Origin of the sequence: Plantactinospora sp. CA-294935, assembly GCF_050936445.1 — a bacterium.
GTDB lineage: Bacteria > Actinomycetota > Actinomycetes > Mycobacteriales > Micromonosporaceae > Plantactinospora.
This window is the reverse complement of the sequence record NZ_JBNJMU010000001.1, coordinates 3,472,452-3,488,739: the sequence shown is the minus strand read 5'-3', so window position 1 is coordinate 3,488,739 and position 16,288 is coordinate 3,472,452. Positions and strand designations below refer to the sequence as shown.

Genomic DNA, 16,288 nt, shown 5'->3' with positions numbered 1-16,288 from the left:
CTGGCCACCATCTCCGCCGCACCCGCACGCCGCAACGATACGGAGCCGCAACTCCGGCTGCGACTCCTGCCACCGGTCTCGGCGCCTCCTCCGAGTGGCCGGGTACACCGGCCGACCGGATGACATCCGAGATTGATCAGTTCGCCTAGCTTCGGTCCGTGCCCACCGAGATGATCTCGTTTCTGGCCCAGTTGGCCCGCGACCCCCGGGCGGTCGGTGCCATCGCGCCCAGCGGAACGCCGCTCGCCGAGCGGATCACCGCGACGATCCCCCGGAGCGGGCAGCCGCTGGTGGTCGAACTCGGCCCCGGCACCGGGGCGTTCACCCGGGTGATCCAGCGCCGGCTGGCCGGTCAGGGCCGACACCTCGCCGTGGAGGTCAACTCGACCTTCGCGGACCGGCTGGCCCGGGAGCATCCGGCGGTCGACGTGCTCCAGGCCGACGCGGGAGCGCTGGCCGGGCTGCTCTCCGAGCGGAACCTGCCGCCGGCCGAGGTGATCGTCAGCGGCCTGCCGTGGGCCGTGTTCAGCGCGCAGAAGCAGCGGGAGATCCTCACCGCCGTCGTCGCGGCGCTCGCCGACGACGGGGTCTTCACCACCTTCGCCTACCAGCACGCCCGCTGGTCGCCGCCGGCCCGGCGGCTGCACCGGAACCTCCGGGAACTGTTCGAGGAGGTCGTGGTCGGCGGGACGGTCTGGGCCAACCTGCCGCCCGCGGTGGTCTACCACTGCCGGCGGCCGATCCGGCAACCGGCCGGCGAGGAGCGCGGCGGACCCGGTCGGCACCCCGGACCGGTCCGCCCGGGAACCCGCTCCGCCTCGCGCGGCCCGGAGCCGAGCCGCCCCTGATCTCCCGTCCGCTCCCCGCCCCGGCCGCGCGCTCGATCCGGCCGACCGGGGCGCAGTCGTGCCGGGCGACGACGGGTTGGCGACCGCCGGAAGGGTCGACTTCGCCGGTCACCGGCGCAGAGTCGTGTCCGGACCGACCGGTGACCGGCCGCCGGCCGACGGGTGCCTCGCCGCGAATCCGGCTCAGTCGCGGAGGACCAGATGAGAAACCGCCCCCGGAGGGGCGGACTCAAGCCAGGAGAGAAAACCGGTGACCGTGGACTTCGCCATCGCGATCTCCACGGGTGCCTGGTGACTGACACATCGCAGGATCACCCAGTCGGCGGGCATGATGAGCCGTTCCTGCCCCTCGGGCAGCCGGCGGCGCTCCACCGCGAGGCCGCGCCGGTAGAGTACCCGCTTCGGCCGGAGCGCGAAGCTGAACATCCGGTACCAGCGGAGTTCGGACTCGGCGAACCGCGCGAAGCCCGGCGACCAGCCGCGGCCGTCGAGGATCGTCGAGACCCGCACGCTGAGCCGGATGATGCCGCCGGAACGGGTCATCAGGGCCCGCCGAACGAAGAGTGCCGCAACCGTGAGGAGCAGCACCAGGACGCCGATTCCGATCCAACGCAAGACCAGCATCGACGTGTCGGGTCAGCGGCTCGAGGACTCGGTCACCGGGCTGGCGCTCTCGGCCAGGACCGTTACCCCTGAGCTGGTCACCGAGAGGAAGCCGCCGTCCACGTCGTAGGTCAACTGCTCGCCGCCGGCCAACTTGATGCGTACCTGGCCGGGCTCGGCGAGCTGCCCGAGCAGCGGCGCGTGTCCCGGCAGCACTCCGAGCTCACCCTCGGTCGTCCGTGCGACGACCATCTCGGCCTCGCCCGTCCAGATCTTTTCCTCGACGGCGACGAGTTCGACCTGAAGCTGTGCCACGCTGTCTCCTTGCTGCGGCGGCGGGATTGTGGAAAGTCTAGTCCGGCTCCCGCCGCCGCTCCCAGCCGGGTGGCTCCGACCGGTACCGCTCACTTGACCTTGTTCAGCAACTCCGGATTATTGATCACAAAGCTGTCGACCGTGCCGGCCTTGATCGCGGCGAAAAACTCCTGCGCGATCGGCTTGAACTGCTCGCCCTTGTAGTTGTTGCCGGTGCCGACACCGCCCCCGGGCAGCTTGATCATCTGGATCGAGTCCGACCTCAGGTTGCGCAACGCGAAGCCGAAGTCGAGCAGCTTGTGCCCACGGCCGCTGAAGATCAGCGACTTGCCGGCCGCCTGGATCACCTTGTCCAGCTTGATCGGGTTGGTCACCACGTCCTTGCTCAGCGCCTGGTCGGCCATGGCCCGGACGAACTGCTGCTGGTGCCGCTGCCGGCCGTAGTCGCCGTCGGTCACCCCGTTCTCCGGGTACCGCTGCCGGACGTAGTCCAGGGCCTGCCAGCCCTCCAGATGCCGGGTGCCCTTCTTGTACTGCGCCTGCGGGCCGACGTAGCCTTCCCCGACGGATTTGTGCGTCCGGTGCGTACCGTCCGGGCGGCGGTGCTCCGACTTGACGTTCTGGTCGATGTACATCGTGACGCCGCCCATGGCGTCGACGATCTTCAGGAAGCCGCCGAAGTTGATGATCGCGCCCGCGTCGAACCGCTTGATCCCGGTCACCTTGGAGACCGTCAGGGAGAGCAGTTCGAAGCCCTGGGCCGCGCTCGGCAGCTTCTGGCCGGGCACCTTGCTGCCGTACGACATCGCGGCGTTCAGCTTCGTCCGGTCGCCCGGGAAGTCGGCCTTGGCGAACCGGGGTATGTCGACCAGCAGGTCCCGGGGCATCGAGAAGAGGTACGCCGAGTCAAGTGTCTCGTTCACGTGCAGCACCATGATCGAGTCAGCCAGCGGCGGGGTCTCCGGCTTCCGCGGGTCGATGCCGACCAGCAGGATGTTCAGCGGGCCCTTGATGTCCGACTTCTTCTCCGCGGCCGGTGCACCGGCGGCCTGGTCGCCGAAGAGGTCCTCCTCGGTCACCGCGCCCTCGAACCGGGCCAGCACCGCCTCCAGGCCGACCAGCACGCCGCCGCTGAGCACCACCAGCACGGCGCCGAAGATCGTGCAGAGCCGGGCCCAGGTCGGCACGGACGACTTCTTGCGCCGCCCCTGGATGATCGGCCGTCCACCGCCCGACAGGTCACCCACCCCACCGTCGCCGATCAGCCCGACGCCGCCGTCCCGGCCGCGTTCCGACCGACCCGTCCGCCTGGTGGACCGGCCAGCGCCCTTGCCACCCTCGCTCACTGCATCTCCATCCGTCGCGCCCTGCGAATTTTGCGCCCGTCAATAAGGACGGGCCGACGGGGCGGAAATGTTGCAGAGACTAGCCATGGATCCTGATGCCTGTGCCGCCGGTACCCGGCGACCCGGCCGCACCAGCGCGGACGTCCCGGATGGCTCCGGCCCCGAGCGGCTACTTCGCCTTGTTCAGTAGTTCGGGGTTGTTGATGACGAAGCTGTCGACGGTGCCGGCCTTGATCGCGGCGAAGAACTCGTCCGCGATCGGCTGGAACTTCTCGCCCCGGTAGGAGCCGCCCTCGGTCACCCCACCACCCGGCAACTTGATCATCTGAATCGAGTCCGACCGGAGCCCGCGCAGCGCGAAGGCGAAGTCGACCAGGTCGTGACCGCGACCGTTGAAGATCAGCGACTCGCCGGCCGCCCGGAGCACCGAATCCAGCTTGATCGGGTTGGTCACCACGTCCTTGCTCAGCGCCTGGTCGGCCATGGCCCGGACGAACTGCTGCTGGTGCCGCTGCCGGTCGTAGTCGCCGTTCGGCAGGCCGTACCGCTGCCGGACGTAGTCCAGCGCCTGCCAGCCCTTGAGGTGGGCGTTGCCCTTCGTGTACTGCGCCTGCGGCCCGGTGTACCCGCCACCACCCGGCTTCAGCGTGCGCATCTTGCCGTTCGGCTGCCGGTGCTCCGACTTGACGTTCGTGTCGATGTACATGTCGACGCCGCCCATGGCGTCGACGATCTTCTGGAAGCCGTTGAAGTTGATGATCGCCCCGGCGTCGAACCGCTGGATGCCGGTCACCTCGGAGACGGTCCTGGAGAGCAGCTCGAAGCCCTGGGCCGCGCTCGGCAGCTCCCCGCCAGGTACCTTGCTGCCGTGCGCCATCGCGGCGTTCAGCTTCTCCGTACCGCCGTCGTAGTCGGCCTTGGCGAAGGCCGGGATATCCACCAGCAGGTCTCGGGGCATCGAGAAGAGGTACGCCGAGTCCAGCGTCTCGTTCACGTGCAGCACCATGATCGAGTCGGCCAACGGCGCCCACTCCGGCGTCCGCGGGTCGATCCCGACCAGCAGCACGTTCAGCGGGCCCTTGATGTCCGACTTCTTCTCCGGCACCGCGCCGGCCACCTCGTCGCCGAAGAGGTCGGCCTCCTGCACCGCTCCTTCGTAGCGGGCGAGCACCGCCTCGAAGCCGACCAGCCCGGCGCCGCTGACGAGCACCAGAAGGGCACCGAGCATGGTGCAGACCCGGGCCCAGCGCGGCGCCCTGGACCTGCCTCCGTGCCGCCGACCCGAGCCCGTCCGCCCGGGACCCAGCCGCTCCGGGCCAGGCTCGTCGGCGGCCGGGTGACCCGACGTGGCGCCCCGCCGCTGCCGGGCCAACCGGTGGGTCCTGCCGCCTGACCGACCGTCGCCGCTGCCGCCTTCACCCACCAGACACTCCGTTCGTAGCACCCCGTGACCAGGACGGGCCCACTGGACAGAGGCGTGCCGGTCAGCCGGGGTTGCGGGCCGCCCACGACGGTACCCGGCAAAGTCGGGTTACCAAAGCACCGGAACCGGATGAAGATCGAGCAAATCGACCAGAGCGTACAGGTGAACAGCGGGTGAAGACGCCGGAGCCGCACCGGCGACTGCCGGTGCGGCTGGCGTACGCGTCCTCGCCGGTGAACTAGTCCTTCATCAGCTCACGGGCGTTGCGCTCCAGGTCGTCGAGCCCACCGCACATGAAGAAGGCCTGCTCGGGGAAGTGGTCGTACTCACCCTCGCTGATCTTCTTGAACGCCTCGACGGTGTCCTTGACCGGCACGTACGAGCCCTTGATGCCGGTGAAGACCTCGGCGGCGTAGGTGTTCTGCGAGAGGAACCGCTCGATCCGCCGGGCCCGACCGACGGTGAGCTTGTCCTCCTCGGAGAGTTCCTCGATGCCGAGGATGGCGATGATGTCCTGCAGGTCCTTGTAGCGCTGCAGGATCCGCTTCACCTCGGAGGCGACCGCGAAGTGCTCGGCACCGACGAACTCCGGCGCGAGGATCCGGGACGAGGACGCCAGCGGGTCCACCGCCGGGTAGATGCCCTTGTCGGAGATCGACCGCTCCAGGTTGGTGGTCGCGTCCAGGTGGGCGAAGGTGGTGGCCGGCGCCGGGTCGGTGTAGTCGTCCGCCGGCACGTAGATCGCCTGCATCGAGGTGATCGCCTGGCCCCGGACCGAGGTGATCCGCTCCTGGAGCTCGCCCATCTCGTCGGCCAGGGTCGGCTGGTAGCCCACCGCGCTCGGCATCCGGCCGAGCAGGGTGGAGACCTCCGAACCGGCCTGGGTGAACCGGAAGATGTTGTCGATGAAGAGCAGCACTTCCTGCTTGTTCACGTCCCGGAAGTACTCCGCCATGGTCAGCGCGGAGAGCGCCACCCGGAGCCGGGTGCCCGGCGGCTCGTCCATCTGGCCGTAGACCAGCGCGGTCTTGTCGATGACGCCGGACTCGGTCATCTCGTGGATGAGGTCGTTGCCCTCACGGGTCCGCTCACCCACCCCGGCGAAGACCGAGGTACCACCGAAGTTGTTGGCGACCCGGGTGATCATCTCCTGGATGAGCACCGTCTTGCCCACGCCGGCACCGCCGAACAGACCGATCTTGCCACCCTTGACGTACGGGGCGAGCAGGTCGATGACCTTGATGCCGGTCTCCAGCATCTCGGTCTTCGGCTCCAGGTCGGCGAAGGCCGGCGCCTTGCGGTGGATCTGCCACCGGTCGGCCGCCTCGAAGGTCTCGCCCTCCTTGAGGTTGAGCACCTCGCCGATGGTGTTGAAGACCCGGCCCTTGACCGCGTCACCGACCGGCACCGTGATCGGGGAACCGGTGTCCCGGACCTCGGTGCCCCGGACCAGACCGTCGGTCGGCTGCATCGAGATCGCCCGGACCATGTTGTCGCCCAGGTGCTGGGCGACCTCCAGGGTCAGGGTCTTGGTGCCCCCGGAGAGGGTCACGTCGACGTGCATGGCGCTGAAGATGTCCGGCATGGCGTCGCGCGGGAACTCGGCGTCGACGACCGGGCCGATGACCCGGACCACGCGGCCCGTCGCGGTCTTGGTCTCTGAAGGAGCAGTCATCACACTTCACTTCCCGACGCGGCCAGCGCGTTGGCGCCGCCGACGATCTCACTGATCTCCTGGGTGATCCCGGCCTGGCGGGCCGAGTTCATCTCACGCGTGTAGGTTTCGATCATTTCCTCGGCGTTGTCCGTCGCGCTCTTCATCGCCCGACGACGAGACGCCGACTCGCTGGCCGCCGACTCGAGCAACGCCGCGTAGATCCGCGTGTTGATGTATTTCGGCAGCAGCGCGTCCAGCAGCGCGTCCGCCTCCGGCTCGAACTCGTACGCCGGCAGCAGCCCCTCGGAGCGCGGCCGGTCCTCGACCTCCATCGGCCCGATGATCCGGGCCACCGGGGTCTGCGACATCAGCGACTTGAACTCGGTGAAGACGATGTGCAGTTCGTCGACGCCGAGCACGCCGTCGATCCCCGGATCGCCACCCTCCAGGTCGTCCGCGCCGGAGACGAACGCCTTGATCAGCGTCTCGCCCACCTGCTTGGCGTCGGCGAAGGTCGGCTGCTCGGAGAAGCCCGTCCAGCTCGCCTCCACCTTCCGCTGCCGGAACCGGTAGAAGCCGACACCCTTGCGGCCGATGACGTAGAGCACCGGCTCCTTGCCGTCGGCCTTCAACCGGGCGATCAGCGACTCCGCCGCCTTGATCGCGTTGGAGGTGTAACCGCCGGCCAGGCCGCGGTCGCTGGTGACCACGACCACCCCGGCCCGGCGGACCTTCGGCCGGGCGGTGAGCAGCGGGTGGTCGATGGCCGCGTTGGACGCCAGCGCGGTGAGCACGCCGGTGATGGCCTGGGCGTACGGCAGCGACGCCGCGACCCGGGACTGGGCCTTGGCGAGTCGGCTCGTCGCGACGAGCTCCATCGCCTTGGTGATCTTCTTCATCGACTTCGCCGAGCGGATCCGTTGACGAAGAACGCGTACCTGGGCAGCCACCGGTCAGCCCTACTGCTTCTCGGCCGGGGCCGACTCGCCGCCGTCGCGGTACCGGGTGACCGTCTCGCGGTCCTGCTCACCCTCCATCGGCGCGGCCGGCGCCTCGTTGACCCGCACCTCGTCCTCCTTGCCGAGGAACATCTGCTTAAACCGGGCGACGGCCTCGGTCAGGGCGTTGATGATGTCGTCGTCCCAGTTGTTGTCCGCGATCGACTGCAACGTCGGCTTGTACTGGTGGCGGAGGAACTCCAGCAACTCGGACTCGAAGCGCCGGACCTCGCCGATCGGGACGTCGTCCAGCTTGCCCTCGGTGCCGATCCAGACCGAGACCACCTGCTCGTGCACCGGCAGCGGCTGGTAGTTGGTCTGCTTCAGCAACTCGACCAGGCGCGCACCCCGGCTGAGCTGGTCCTGGGACGCCTTGTCCAGGTCCGAGGCGAGCGCGGCGAACGCCTCCAGCTCGCGGTACTGCGCCAGGTCCAGCCGGAGCCGGCCGGCCACCTTCCGCATCGGCTTCACCTGGGCGGCGCCGCCGACCCGGGAGACCGAGGTACCCACGTTGATCGCCGGCCGGACACCCTGGTTGAACAGGTCGGTTTCCAGGAAGATCTGGCCGTCGGTGATCGAGATCACGTTGGTCGGGATGAACGCGGAGATGTCGTTGCCCTTGGTCTCGATGATCGGCAGACCGGTCATCGAGCCGCCGCCCATCTCGTCGGAGAGCTTCGCGCAGCGCTCCAGCAGCCGGGAGTGCAGGTAGAAGACGTCACCCGGGTACGCCTCGCGGCCCGGCGGGCGACGCAGCAGCAGCGACACCGCCCGGTACGCCTCGGCCTGCTTGGTCAGGTCGTCGAAGACGATCAGGACGTGCTTGCCGGCGTACATCCAGTGCTGGCCGATGGCCGAGCCGGCGTACGGGGCGATGTACTTGAAGCCGGCCGGGTCGGAGGCGGGCGAGGCGACGATGGTGGTGTATTCCATCGCGCCCTGCTCCTCCAGCAGGCCCTTGACAGAGGCGATGGTGGAGGCCTTCTGGCCGATCGCCACGTAGATGCAGCGGACCTGCCGCTTCGGGTCGCCGGAGCGCCAGTTGTCCCGCTGGTTGAGGATGGTGTCCAGCGCGACGGTGGTCTTGCCGGTCCGCCGGTCACCGATGATGAGCTGCCGCTGGCCCCGGCCGATCGCGGTCATCGCGTCGATGGCCTTGAGGCCGGTCTGCAACGCCTCGTTGACGCTCTGCCGGGCCATCACGTTCGGCGCCTGCAGCTCCAGCTCGCGGTAGCCCTCGTTGGCGATGTCGCCGAGGCCGTCGATCGGCTGGCCGAGCGAGTTGACCACCCGGCCGAGGAACGCGTCGCCGACCGGCACCGAGAGGACCCGGCCGGTCCGCTTGACCCGCTGCCCCTCCTCGATCCCGGCGTAGTCGCCGAGCACCACGACGCCGATCTCCCGGACGTCGAGGTTGAGTGCCAGCCCGAGGGTGCCGTCCTCGAACTCCAGCAGCTCGTTGGTCATGGTCGAGGGCAGGCCCTCGACGTGGGCGATGCCGTCACCGGCGTCGGCGACGGTGCCGACCTCCTCACGGGAGACGTCGGGCGAATAGGAGGAGACGTAGCGCTCCAGCGCGCCGCGGATCTCCTCCGACGAGATGGTCAGCTCGGCCATCCTCTTCTTCCTCTATTCAGGGCCCGGTTAACCGGAACGGCGTGGATGTCTTTCTCGGCGCTGTGCGGAGGCGTCGGTGGTGGTCAGCCCCGCGCGAGCGCGTTTCTGGTGTCGGTGAGGCGGCGCAGGATCGTGCCGTCGTAGAGATCGGACCCGATCTGGACGCGCAGCCCGCCCAGCACGGTCGGATCCACCGTCTGCTTGACGGTGACCTCTCGACCGTATAGCTCGGTGAGCTTGTGCCCCAACCGGAGCTCCTCCTCCTCGGCCAGCGGGGCCGCGACGGTGACGTACGCCACCTGACGGTCCCGCCGGTCAGCGGCCAGCTCGACCAGCCGGGTCAGTGCCCCGGAGAAGGAGCGCCCGCCGAACCCGGCGAGCGCGACCTCGACCAGCTTGATCGTCACCGGTCTGGCCTTGCCGGACAGCAGCGCGCCGGTCAGCTCGGCCCGCTGCGCCACCGGCGCGATCGGGTCGGAGAGCGTGTTGCTCAGCTCCGCGTCGGCGGCGACCACCTGACCGAAGCGGAACAGCTCGTCCTCCACCTCGCCCAGGTCGCCGGCCCGGTCGGCGCTGGCCAGCAGCGCTTCCACCCCGAGCCGCTCGGTGCCCTCGAGTAGCTGGGACGGCGCCGACCAGCGGCCGGAGACCAGCACGCCGAGCAGCTCCCTGGCGTCCGTGCCGACCTTGTCGCCGATCACCGACTCCAGCAGCGCGGCCCGGTCCTCGCCGGCCCGTGCCGGGTCGGAGAGCGCCCGGCGCAGCCGCGGCTCGCGCCGCAGCAGGCTGGCGACCGACCCGATCTCGTCACCGGTGGCGGCGACCCGCTCCGCATCCGTCTGGCCGGCGTACGCGTCGAGACGCTGCCGTGCGGCGGCGTACGACTCCCGGCTGGCGGCCTGCATCAGCTCGCCCGTACGGCGGAGCCGTTGGCCGAGCCGTTGCCGGCGCCGACGCCTTCCAGGTCGGTCAGGAACCGCTCGACCGTGCCCTTGCGCCGCGCCTCGTCGGCCAGCGACTCACCGACGATCCGGCTGGCCAGGTCGACCGCGATCGTGCCCACCTCGGTGCGCAGTTCGCGCACGATGGTGGCCCGCTCGGCGGCGAGCTGGTCCTTGCCGGCCTGGATGATCCGGTCCGACTCCTCCCGGGCCTTGGCCAGGACGTCCTGCCGGATGCCCTCGGCGTCGGCCCGGGCGTCGTCGCGGATCTTCGCCGCGTCGGTCCGCGCCTCGGCGAGCTGTGCGCGGTACTGCTCGAGGAGCTGGTTGGCCTCGGCCTGGGCGGCCTCGGCGCGCTTGATCCCGCCCTCGATGGCGTCCACCCGAGCCTGGAAGGTCTGCTCCATCCGCGGGAAGACGAACTTCATCAGCATGAAGCAGAGGATGGCGAAGGCGATCGACCCGATCACGATCTCCCGCCAGTCCGGCAGGATCGGGTTGTGGGTAACGCCCTCCGCAGCCCAGTAAAGCATCAGAACCTCCCGGTTCGAGGAGTACGGCTAGACGCTGAAGGCGTAACCGAAGGCGATGCCCAGCAGCGCCAGCAGCTCGATGACGGCGAAGCCGATCCAGACGTACGGCAGGGTGATCCGGGACGACTCCGGCTGCCGGGCGGTCGACTGGATGTAGGCGCTGAAGACCAGGCCGACACCGATACCCGGACCGATGGCCGCGAGGCCGTAGCCGATGGCGCTGAGGTTGCCGGTGATTTCAACGGCGGCGAGGGTCGACGACAACATTGGTTGGTTCCTCCTGGAATCACGCGTGAGGACTCACGCGGGACGACAACGGGTGTGCGGTTGTATGCGGGTCGGTGTTCGTCGGGTACGCGTCAGTGTTCGTCGGCGAGCGCGCCCTGCACGTAGCTGGCGGTCAGCACGGTGAAGATGTAGGCCTGCAGGACGATGACCAGCGCCTCCAGGAAGGTGATCGCGATCGAAACCGCCCAGGAGAGCACCGAGATCGGCTTCAGGAAGAACGACTCCGAATTCAGCAGCACGAAGCCGCCCATCGTGAAGACCAGCAGGATGATGTGCCCGGCGAACAGGTTGGCGAACAACCGCAGCGCCAGCGACACCGGCCGGGCGATGAACGTCGAGAAGAGTTCGATCGGGATCAGCAGCGGCTGCATGAACCACGGCGCCGGCGGCATCAGTGAATGCTTGAAGAACTTTCCGAAACCGTGGTGCCGGATGCCCACCCAGATGAACATCACGTAACTGATGATCGCCAGGAGCGCCGGAAACGCGATGTGTGACATCGGCGAGATCTGGACGAACGGAATGATCTGCCACAGGTTGTTGATGAAGATGAAGCAGAACAGCGTGGCGAGGTACGGCGCGAACGCCACGCCCCGATGCCCGATCATGTCGACCGCGATGCTGTTCCGGACGAAACCGTAGATCGACTCCGCGATCCACTGCTTCTTGGTCGGCACCAGCTGCGGCTTCCGGTAGGTAACCAGGAAGAAAATGATCGTGGCGGCGGCACCTAGCCATATGAGTGCGGTGAACTTGGTGAACCACACACTGTGCCCGCCCCACGGCACGATGCTCGGCAGAAAGAAGTCTTCCACGCTGGGTGGAAACGGAACCTTGCCGTCCTCCGCGAGGACGATCGACTTTCCGATCACCGCGTCCCTTCCCTAGCTAGGGGTGCCGAGTCGGCGGATGACCAGGTAGACGCCCCCGGCCCCGCCGAGCAGGAACCCGATCCCGGTGGCCAGGCCACCTGTTTCGAGCCACTGGTCGACCAACCAACCGATGCAGCCCCACACCGCCAGACCTCCGATGAGGTATGCCAGCGCGGTCCAACCCTCACCAGCTTCGGGAGTGCCCGAGCCGCTGGGGGGTTGGGGGGTTTGGTCACCGGTCATGACGGCCGAACGATATCAGCCGGGGATACGAGGCTGTGCCTCACCCCCCGCACAACCTCGTTGTGTGGGCGTCTGGGCGGGCGCGTCGTCTGTGGGCACGCTACTCCGGTTCCGCCACCGGGAAAATGACCGATCACTGACAGTTTCCTGTGCCGTCCCGTCAACGGGACTTGGAGCAGGTCCGACCCGAGACGGGTGACCCGGATCACGCCTCAGGCGGCCGGTGCGTCCGTACGGCGTGCACGGTGGCCACCCACCAGATGTTCGCGCCGGTCCAGGCCACCACCCCGGCGAGGACTCCCCAGCCGAACGGCTCCAGCCCGGCCCAGCCCCGGCCGGCGACCCCGGCCATCACCACACCGATCACGCTGAACTTGGCGACGTACATCGCCACGCCGAACGGCAGCACCAGGGTGGGATGGACCGAGTCGGCCCAGGCGATCACGAGCGTGGAGGCCAGATAACTCAGCGTGACCAGGCCGACCCCGGCCGCCGCACCGGCCGCGCCGATCCCGCCGCCCAGCACGGCACCGAGCACGGTGGCCAGGACCAGCAGGCCCGCCGACGCCCCGAGCACCACCGGCAGGTGCGCCAGCCGCCAGTGCCGGTCCGCCGTGCCGGTCCCGTCGGCCGACGGCGACCCGCCGGCCCCGCCCGCGGCGGCCACCTCCGGCTCCGCCGGCCGGTCCGCCACCTCGACCGGCTCCGCCCGCTCAGCCACGGGGGTACGCCGGGAACGCGGCCACCAGCTCGGCGACGTCCGCGCCGATCGCGGCGAGGGCGTCGGTACCGCCGGGCGCGGCCGGGTCGGTCCGGACGGCCTGGGAGATCAGTTCGCCGATCCGGCGCATCTCCGGCTCGCCCATGCCCTGGGTGGTGACGCTCGGGGTGCCGACCCGGATGCCGGAGGCGATCATCGGCTTCTGCGGGTCGTACGGGATGGCGTTCTTGTTCAGGGTGATCGCGGCGGCGTCGCAGCGCGCCTCGGCGTCCCGGCCGGTGATCCCGGCCTCGCGCAGGTCGATCAGCGCGAGATGAGTGTCGGTGCCACCGGAGACCGGGCGCATCCCCTCCGCCGCGAGGGCGGCGGCCAGCGCCTGCGCGTTCGAAACCACCTGGGCAGCGTACGCCTGGAAGGCCGGAGACGCCGCTTCGCGCAGCGCCACCGCCTTGGCCGCCACGGAATGCATCAACGGTCCGCCCTGGGTGAACGGGAAGACCGCCTTGTCGATCCGCTCGGCGAGTGACTCCCGGCACAGGATCATGCCGCCCCGCGGCCCGCGCAGCACCTTGTGCGTGGTGGCGCAGACCACGTCGGCGTACGGCACCGGGGACGGGATCGCCCGGCCGGCGACCAGCCCGATGAAGTGCGCCGCGTCCACCATGAGGTAGGCGTCGACCTCGTCGGCGATCTCCCGGAACCGGGCGAAGTCGATCAGCCGGGGGTACGCGGTGGCACCACAGATGATCATCTTGGGCCGGTGCGCGAGGGCCAGCTCGCGTACCTCGTCGTAGTCGATCAGTTCGGTGTCCCGGCGTACCTGGTAACCGACCGGGGCGAACCACTTGCCGGAGAAGTTGACCCGGCTGCCGTGGGTCAGGTGGCCGCCGTGCGGCAGGTCCATCGCCAGCACCGTGTCGCCGGGCTGCACCAACGCGGCGTACGCGGCCAGGTTGGCGCTCGCTCCGGAGTGCGGCTGGAGGTTGGCGTGCTCGGCCCCGAACAGCGCCTTGGCCCGGTCGATGCCGATCTGCTCGGCCCGGTCCACCTCGGCGCAGCCGCCGTAGTAGCGCCGGCCCGGATAACCCTCGGCGTACTTGTTGGTCAGGGTGGAGCCGAGCGCCGCCAGTACCGCCGGGGAGGTCAGGTTCTCACTGGCGATCAGCTGCAACCCGCCGCGCAGCCGGTCGAGTTCGTCCAGCAGCACCTCGGCGATCTCCGGGTCGGTCCCGGCCAACTCGTCGAAGTCCGGCCCCCAGAACGTCGGCTCCCCGGCACCGAGCCGACCCGCCCGCTCGCTTAGCTCGCTCACCCCGGCACCTTCTCGTCGCGCTCGGCATTGGGCCGGGTCCGAGTCTATGGGGGTACCCGGGACGCCGCCCGACGACCTGCCGCGGCGCACCGGCGGGTCAGCGCGGGACCCGGCCGGGGACGGCCTCCCCGGCTAGGGCACCACCACCGGGCCGGACGGGGTCGGCACCGGGCGTACCGGTCCCGGCACCGTGGCAGTGGGCCGGGGTGGGACCGGCGGCGGTGGCGTCGGCCGGGGGACGACGGCGGTGGGAGCCGGGGCCGGCGGCGTCGGGACGGGCGCCGGGGCGAACGGATCGGGGCCCGGCCCGGCCGGAGTGGGGCCGAGGTCGCCCGGGCCGTCGCCGAAGGCGATCTCCCGACCCGGCGGGGTGAAGTCCTGCCGCGGCTTGCCCGCAAGCGCCGTGGCCAGGGTGGTGGCGACCGCCTCGATGACCTTCCGCTGCACCGGCTGGCCGACCGCGTCGCTCGGGTCGTCCGGGTTGGCGGCGATGGCCGCCGCCGCGAGCTGCGGGGTGAAGCCGACGAAGGTCTCCGTGGCGTACCCCTCCGCGCTGCCGGTCTTGCCGGCCACCGGCTGGTCCCCGAGGATCCTCGCCACCTCGGGGGCGCTGCCGCCGTCGCACTGGGCGTACGCCGACTGGGCGCCGACCGGGCACCGGGCCGCGTCGGTCGCCGCCCGGGCCACCTCCGCCCTGAGCATCTTTCCGCAGCTCGGCGCGGCGGCAGGCAGCGACCGGCCGGTGGAGTCGACGATCGAGAGCACCGGCAGCGGCTTGCAGTACCTCCCCTCGGCCGCCAGCGTCGCGTACGCGTTCGCCAGGTCCAGCGGGGTGGTGGCGGCCACGCCGAGGGTGAACGCCCCCCAGCCCTCCGCCCCGTACGTGGCCAGCCGGGCGTCGTCGTCGGCCCGGAACACGATGCCCAGCCGCTCGGCCATCCGCACCGCCCGGTCCGCGCCGATCCGCTGTTGCAGCGCCACGAAGTAGGTGTTGACCGAGCGCCCGAAGCCGGTCCACATGGTGCGGTAGCCGTCCATCCATCCCGGGTTGGCGTTGGCCGGGCACCAGTAGCCGCCGCAGGCGTTCGGCCCGTCGATCGGATAGCTGGTCAGCAGCCGGGACGGGGCCAGATAGCCCGAGCTGAGCGGCATCCCCTCCTCCAGCGCGGCGAGCAGGGTGAAGATCTTGAACGTCGACCCGGCCTGGTAGCCGTCGATGCCGCCGCCACCGGCGATCAACTGGTTGACGGTGTTCGGATAGTTGCGCTGCCCCGGCGGGTTGGGATCGAGCCGGTAGTGCCGGTTCACCGCCATCGCGAGTACCCGGCCGGTGCCGGGCTGCACCACCGCCATCGGCGCGGCCCGGCGGTCGGCGTAGTCGTACACGGTCAGGGTCTGCCGCAGCGCGGTGGCCTGGATGGCCGGGTCGAGCGAGGTGGTGATCCGGTAACCGCCCCGGCGCAGAGTCTGCTGCCGCTCGTCGACGGTGAGCCCGAACGCGGGGTTCGCGTTCCACCACTGCTGGAAGTAGTCGCAGAAGAAGCCCCAGTCGGAGCGCCCGTCCGGGATGCCGGCGCAGTCGTTCGGCTCGGCACCGGGCCGCAGCCTGATCGGCTCCGACTGGGCCCGGGTGGCGGTCTCGGCGGGGATCACTCCGGTCTCGGCCATCTGGCGCAGCACATAGCCGCGGCGGGTCAGGGCGGCGTCGGCGTCCCCGCCGATCGGGCTGTCCGTCTCCGGCGAGCGGAGCAACCCGGCCAGCAGGGCGGCCTCGGCCAGCGTCAGCTGCCGGGCCGACTTGGAGAAGTACCGCTGGCTGGCGGCGGCGACGCCGTACGCCCCGGCACCGAAGTAGGCGATGTTCAGGTATCGGCTGAGGATCTCGTCCTTGGAGAGCCTGCGCTCCAGCGCGAGCGCGTACCGCATCTCCTGAAGCTTGCGGCCGGCACTGGTCTCGGTCGCCTCCGCACGCTGCTCCGGCGTCAGGTCGGGGTCGCTCTTCAGCACGTTGCGGACGTACTGCATGGTCAGCGTCGAGGCGCCCTGCCGCACCTCGCCACCCACCTTGTTCGCCACCACGGCCCGGAGTACGCCCTTGATGTCCACGCCGCCGTGCGAGTAGAACCGGGCGTCCTCGGCCGCCACCGTCGCCTGCCGCATCACCTCGGCCACCTGGGCCAGCGGCACGTTCGTGCGGTTCTCGTCGTAGAACGAGGTGATCGGGGTACGGCCGTCGGCCGCGAAGAGGTAGGAGCGCTGGGCGGTCGGCGGGGTACGCAGGTCCTGCGGCAGGTCCTCGTAGCGGGCGCCGATCGACTTCACCCCCACCGCCAGGAGCACCGAGGCCGGTAGCGCGGCGGCGGCCAGGATCGTCCCGGCCAGGATGCCGGCCAGGGTCATGGTCCAGAGCTGGTTCAGCCGCTGCCGGAGCATGCCGTACCTCCCGGGCGAGACAGCGATTGACGCGACCCGGACAATCTGCCGGGTCGGGGACCCCGTCAGCCTGACGGCTCATTCCGGGCGCTGCACCCGTTTCAAGGCAAACCGGGCCAGATTCACAAGCCGGAGTGA

General features: G+C 70.0%; 16 protein-coding genes. 1 reads left to right on the top strand and 15 read right to left on the bottom strand.

The features are described 5' to 3' along the window. Window positions 1–158 precede the first annotated feature (158 nt). On the top strand, window positions 159–848 hold the full coding sequence (locus tag ACQEVC_RS15620; protein WP_432877726.1) for a class I SAM-dependent methyltransferase: 690 nt from the start codon (window positions 159–161) through the stop codon (window positions 846–848). Window positions 849–1,031: 183 nt separating this feature from the next. On the opposite strand, the gene ACQEVC_RS15615 is transcribed toward ACQEVC_RS15620, so the two are convergent. From ACQEVC_RS15615 to ACQEVC_RS15545, 15 genes are all read right to left on the bottom strand, one after another. After that, entirely contained in the window at window positions 1,032–1,472 is a 441-nt protein-coding gene (locus tag ACQEVC_RS15615; RefSeq protein ID WP_432877723.1) for a DUF2550 domain-containing protein, read from the bottom strand. Between the two features lie 12 nt (window positions 1,473–1,484). Beyond that, window positions 1,485–1,766, bottom strand: coding sequence for a F0F1 ATP synthase subunit epsilon (locus ACQEVC_RS15610; protein ID WP_432877720.1), 282 nt, complete (start codon window positions 1,764–1,766; stop codon window positions 1,485–1,487). A gap of 89 nt (window positions 1,767–1,855) precedes the next feature. Then, entirely contained in the window at window positions 1,856–2,983 is a 1,128-nt protein-coding gene (locus tag ACQEVC_RS15605) for an LCP family protein (RefSeq protein WP_432891429.1), read from the bottom strand. A gap of 298 nt (window positions 2,984–3,281) precedes the next feature. Continuing rightward, a complete protein-coding gene (locus ACQEVC_RS15600; RefSeq protein ID WP_432891426.1) occupies window positions 3,282–4,418 on the bottom strand; it encodes an LCP family protein in 1,137 nt (378 codons plus the stop codon). A gap of 355 nt (window positions 4,419–4,773) precedes the next feature. After that, the gene (gene atpD / locus ACQEVC_RS15595) at window positions 4,774–6,210 is read right to left on the bottom strand and encodes a F0F1 ATP synthase subunit beta (protein ID WP_432877718.1); all 1,437 of its coding nucleotides are present in this window, start codon (window positions 6,208–6,210) and stop codon (window positions 4,774–4,776) included. Continuing rightward, complete coding sequence (locus ACQEVC_RS15590) at window positions 6,210–7,142, bottom strand: F0F1 ATP synthase subunit gamma (RefSeq protein ID WP_432877715.1); 933 nt, start codon at window positions 7,140–7,142, stop codon at window positions 6,210–6,212. The genes atpD and ACQEVC_RS15590 overlap by 1 nt, the downstream gene beginning before the upstream one ends. Before the next feature lie 9 nt (window positions 7,143–7,151). After that, the gene (gene atpA / locus ACQEVC_RS15585; RefSeq protein ID WP_432877713.1) at window positions 7,152–8,807 is read right to left on the bottom strand and encodes a F0F1 ATP synthase subunit alpha; all 1,656 of its coding nucleotides are present in this window, start codon (window positions 8,805–8,807) and stop codon (window positions 7,152–7,154) included. An 83-nt stretch (window positions 8,808–8,890) separates the two neighbouring features. Further along, window positions 8,891–9,712, bottom strand: coding sequence for a F0F1 ATP synthase subunit delta (locus ACQEVC_RS15580; protein ID WP_432877711.1), 822 nt, complete (start codon window positions 9,710–9,712; stop codon window positions 8,891–8,893). Continuing rightward, the gene (locus tag ACQEVC_RS15575) at window positions 9,712–10,281 is read right to left on the bottom strand and encodes a F0F1 ATP synthase subunit B (RefSeq protein WP_432877708.1); all 570 of its coding nucleotides are present in this window, start codon (window positions 10,279–10,281) and stop codon (window positions 9,712–9,714) included. The genes ACQEVC_RS15580 and ACQEVC_RS15575 overlap by 1 nt, the downstream gene beginning before the upstream one ends. Before the next feature lie 27 nt (window positions 10,282–10,308). Beyond that, window positions 10,309–10,548 (bottom strand): F0F1 ATP synthase subunit C, encoded by a 240-nt coding sequence (locus ACQEVC_RS15570; protein WP_318394766.1) that lies wholly within the window; start codon window positions 10,546–10,548, stop codon window positions 10,309–10,311. A gap of 92 nt (window positions 10,549–10,640) precedes the next feature. After that, window positions 10,641–11,441, bottom strand: coding sequence for a F0F1 ATP synthase subunit A (gene atpB, locus ACQEVC_RS15565; protein ID WP_432877706.1), 801 nt, complete (start codon window positions 11,439–11,441; stop codon window positions 10,641–10,643). A 12-nt stretch (window positions 11,442–11,453) separates the two neighbouring features. Further along, window positions 11,454–11,684 (bottom strand): AtpZ/AtpI family protein, encoded by a 231-nt coding sequence (locus ACQEVC_RS15560; RefSeq protein ID WP_432877703.1) that lies wholly within the window; start codon window positions 11,682–11,684, stop codon window positions 11,454–11,456. A 205-nt stretch (window positions 11,685–11,889) separates the two neighbouring features. Further along, complete coding sequence (locus ACQEVC_RS15555; protein WP_432891423.1) at window positions 11,890–12,351, bottom strand: hypothetical protein; 462 nt, start codon at window positions 12,349–12,351, stop codon at window positions 11,890–11,892. Between the two features lie 46 nt (window positions 12,352–12,397). Further along, entirely contained in the window at window positions 12,398–13,717 is a 1,320-nt protein-coding gene (gene glyA / locus ACQEVC_RS15550; protein ID WP_432877700.1) for a serine hydroxymethyltransferase, read from the bottom strand. A 132-nt stretch (window positions 13,718–13,849) separates the two neighbouring features. After that, complete coding sequence (locus ACQEVC_RS15545) at window positions 13,850–16,150, bottom strand: transglycosylase domain-containing protein (protein WP_432877697.1); 2,301 nt, start codon at window positions 16,148–16,150, stop codon at window positions 13,850–13,852. Between the last annotated feature and the right edge of the window lie 138 nt (window positions 16,151–16,288).

What these genes read in the sequence shown, in the direction of transcription:
- ACQEVC_RS15615 (WP_432877723.1), bottom strand. Translation starts at nt 1,472, where the DNA reads ATGCTGGTCTTGCGTTGGATCGGAATCGGCGTCCTGGTGCTGCTCCTC.
- ACQEVC_RS15570 (WP_318394766.1), bottom strand. Translation starts at nt 10,548, where the DNA reads ATGTTGTCGTCGACCCTCGCCGCCGTTGAAATCACCGGCAACCTCAGC.
- ACQEVC_RS15580 (WP_432877711.1), bottom strand. Translation starts at nt 9,712, where the DNA reads ATGCAGGCCGCCAGCCGGGAGTCGTACGCCGCCGCACGGCAGCGTCTC.
- ACQEVC_RS15545 (WP_432877697.1), bottom strand. Translation starts at nt 16,150, where the DNA reads ATGCTCCGGCAGCGGCTGAACCAGCTCTGGACCATGACCCTGGCCGGC.
- ACQEVC_RS15560 (WP_432877703.1), bottom strand. Translation starts at nt 11,684, where the DNA reads ATGACCGGTGACCAAACCCCCCAACCCCCCAGCGGCTCGGGCACTCCC.
- ACQEVC_RS15575 (WP_432877708.1), bottom strand. Translation starts at nt 10,281, where the DNA reads ATGCTTTACTGGGCTGCGGAGGGCGTTACCCACAACCCGATCCTGCCG.
- atpA (WP_432877713.1), bottom strand. Translation starts at nt 8,807, where the DNA reads ATGGCCGAGCTGACCATCTCGTCGGAGGAGATCCGCGGCGCGCTGGAG.
- atpD (WP_432877718.1), bottom strand. Translation starts at nt 6,210, where the DNA reads ATGACTGCTCCTTCAGAGACCAAGACCGCGACGGGCCGCGTGGTCCGG.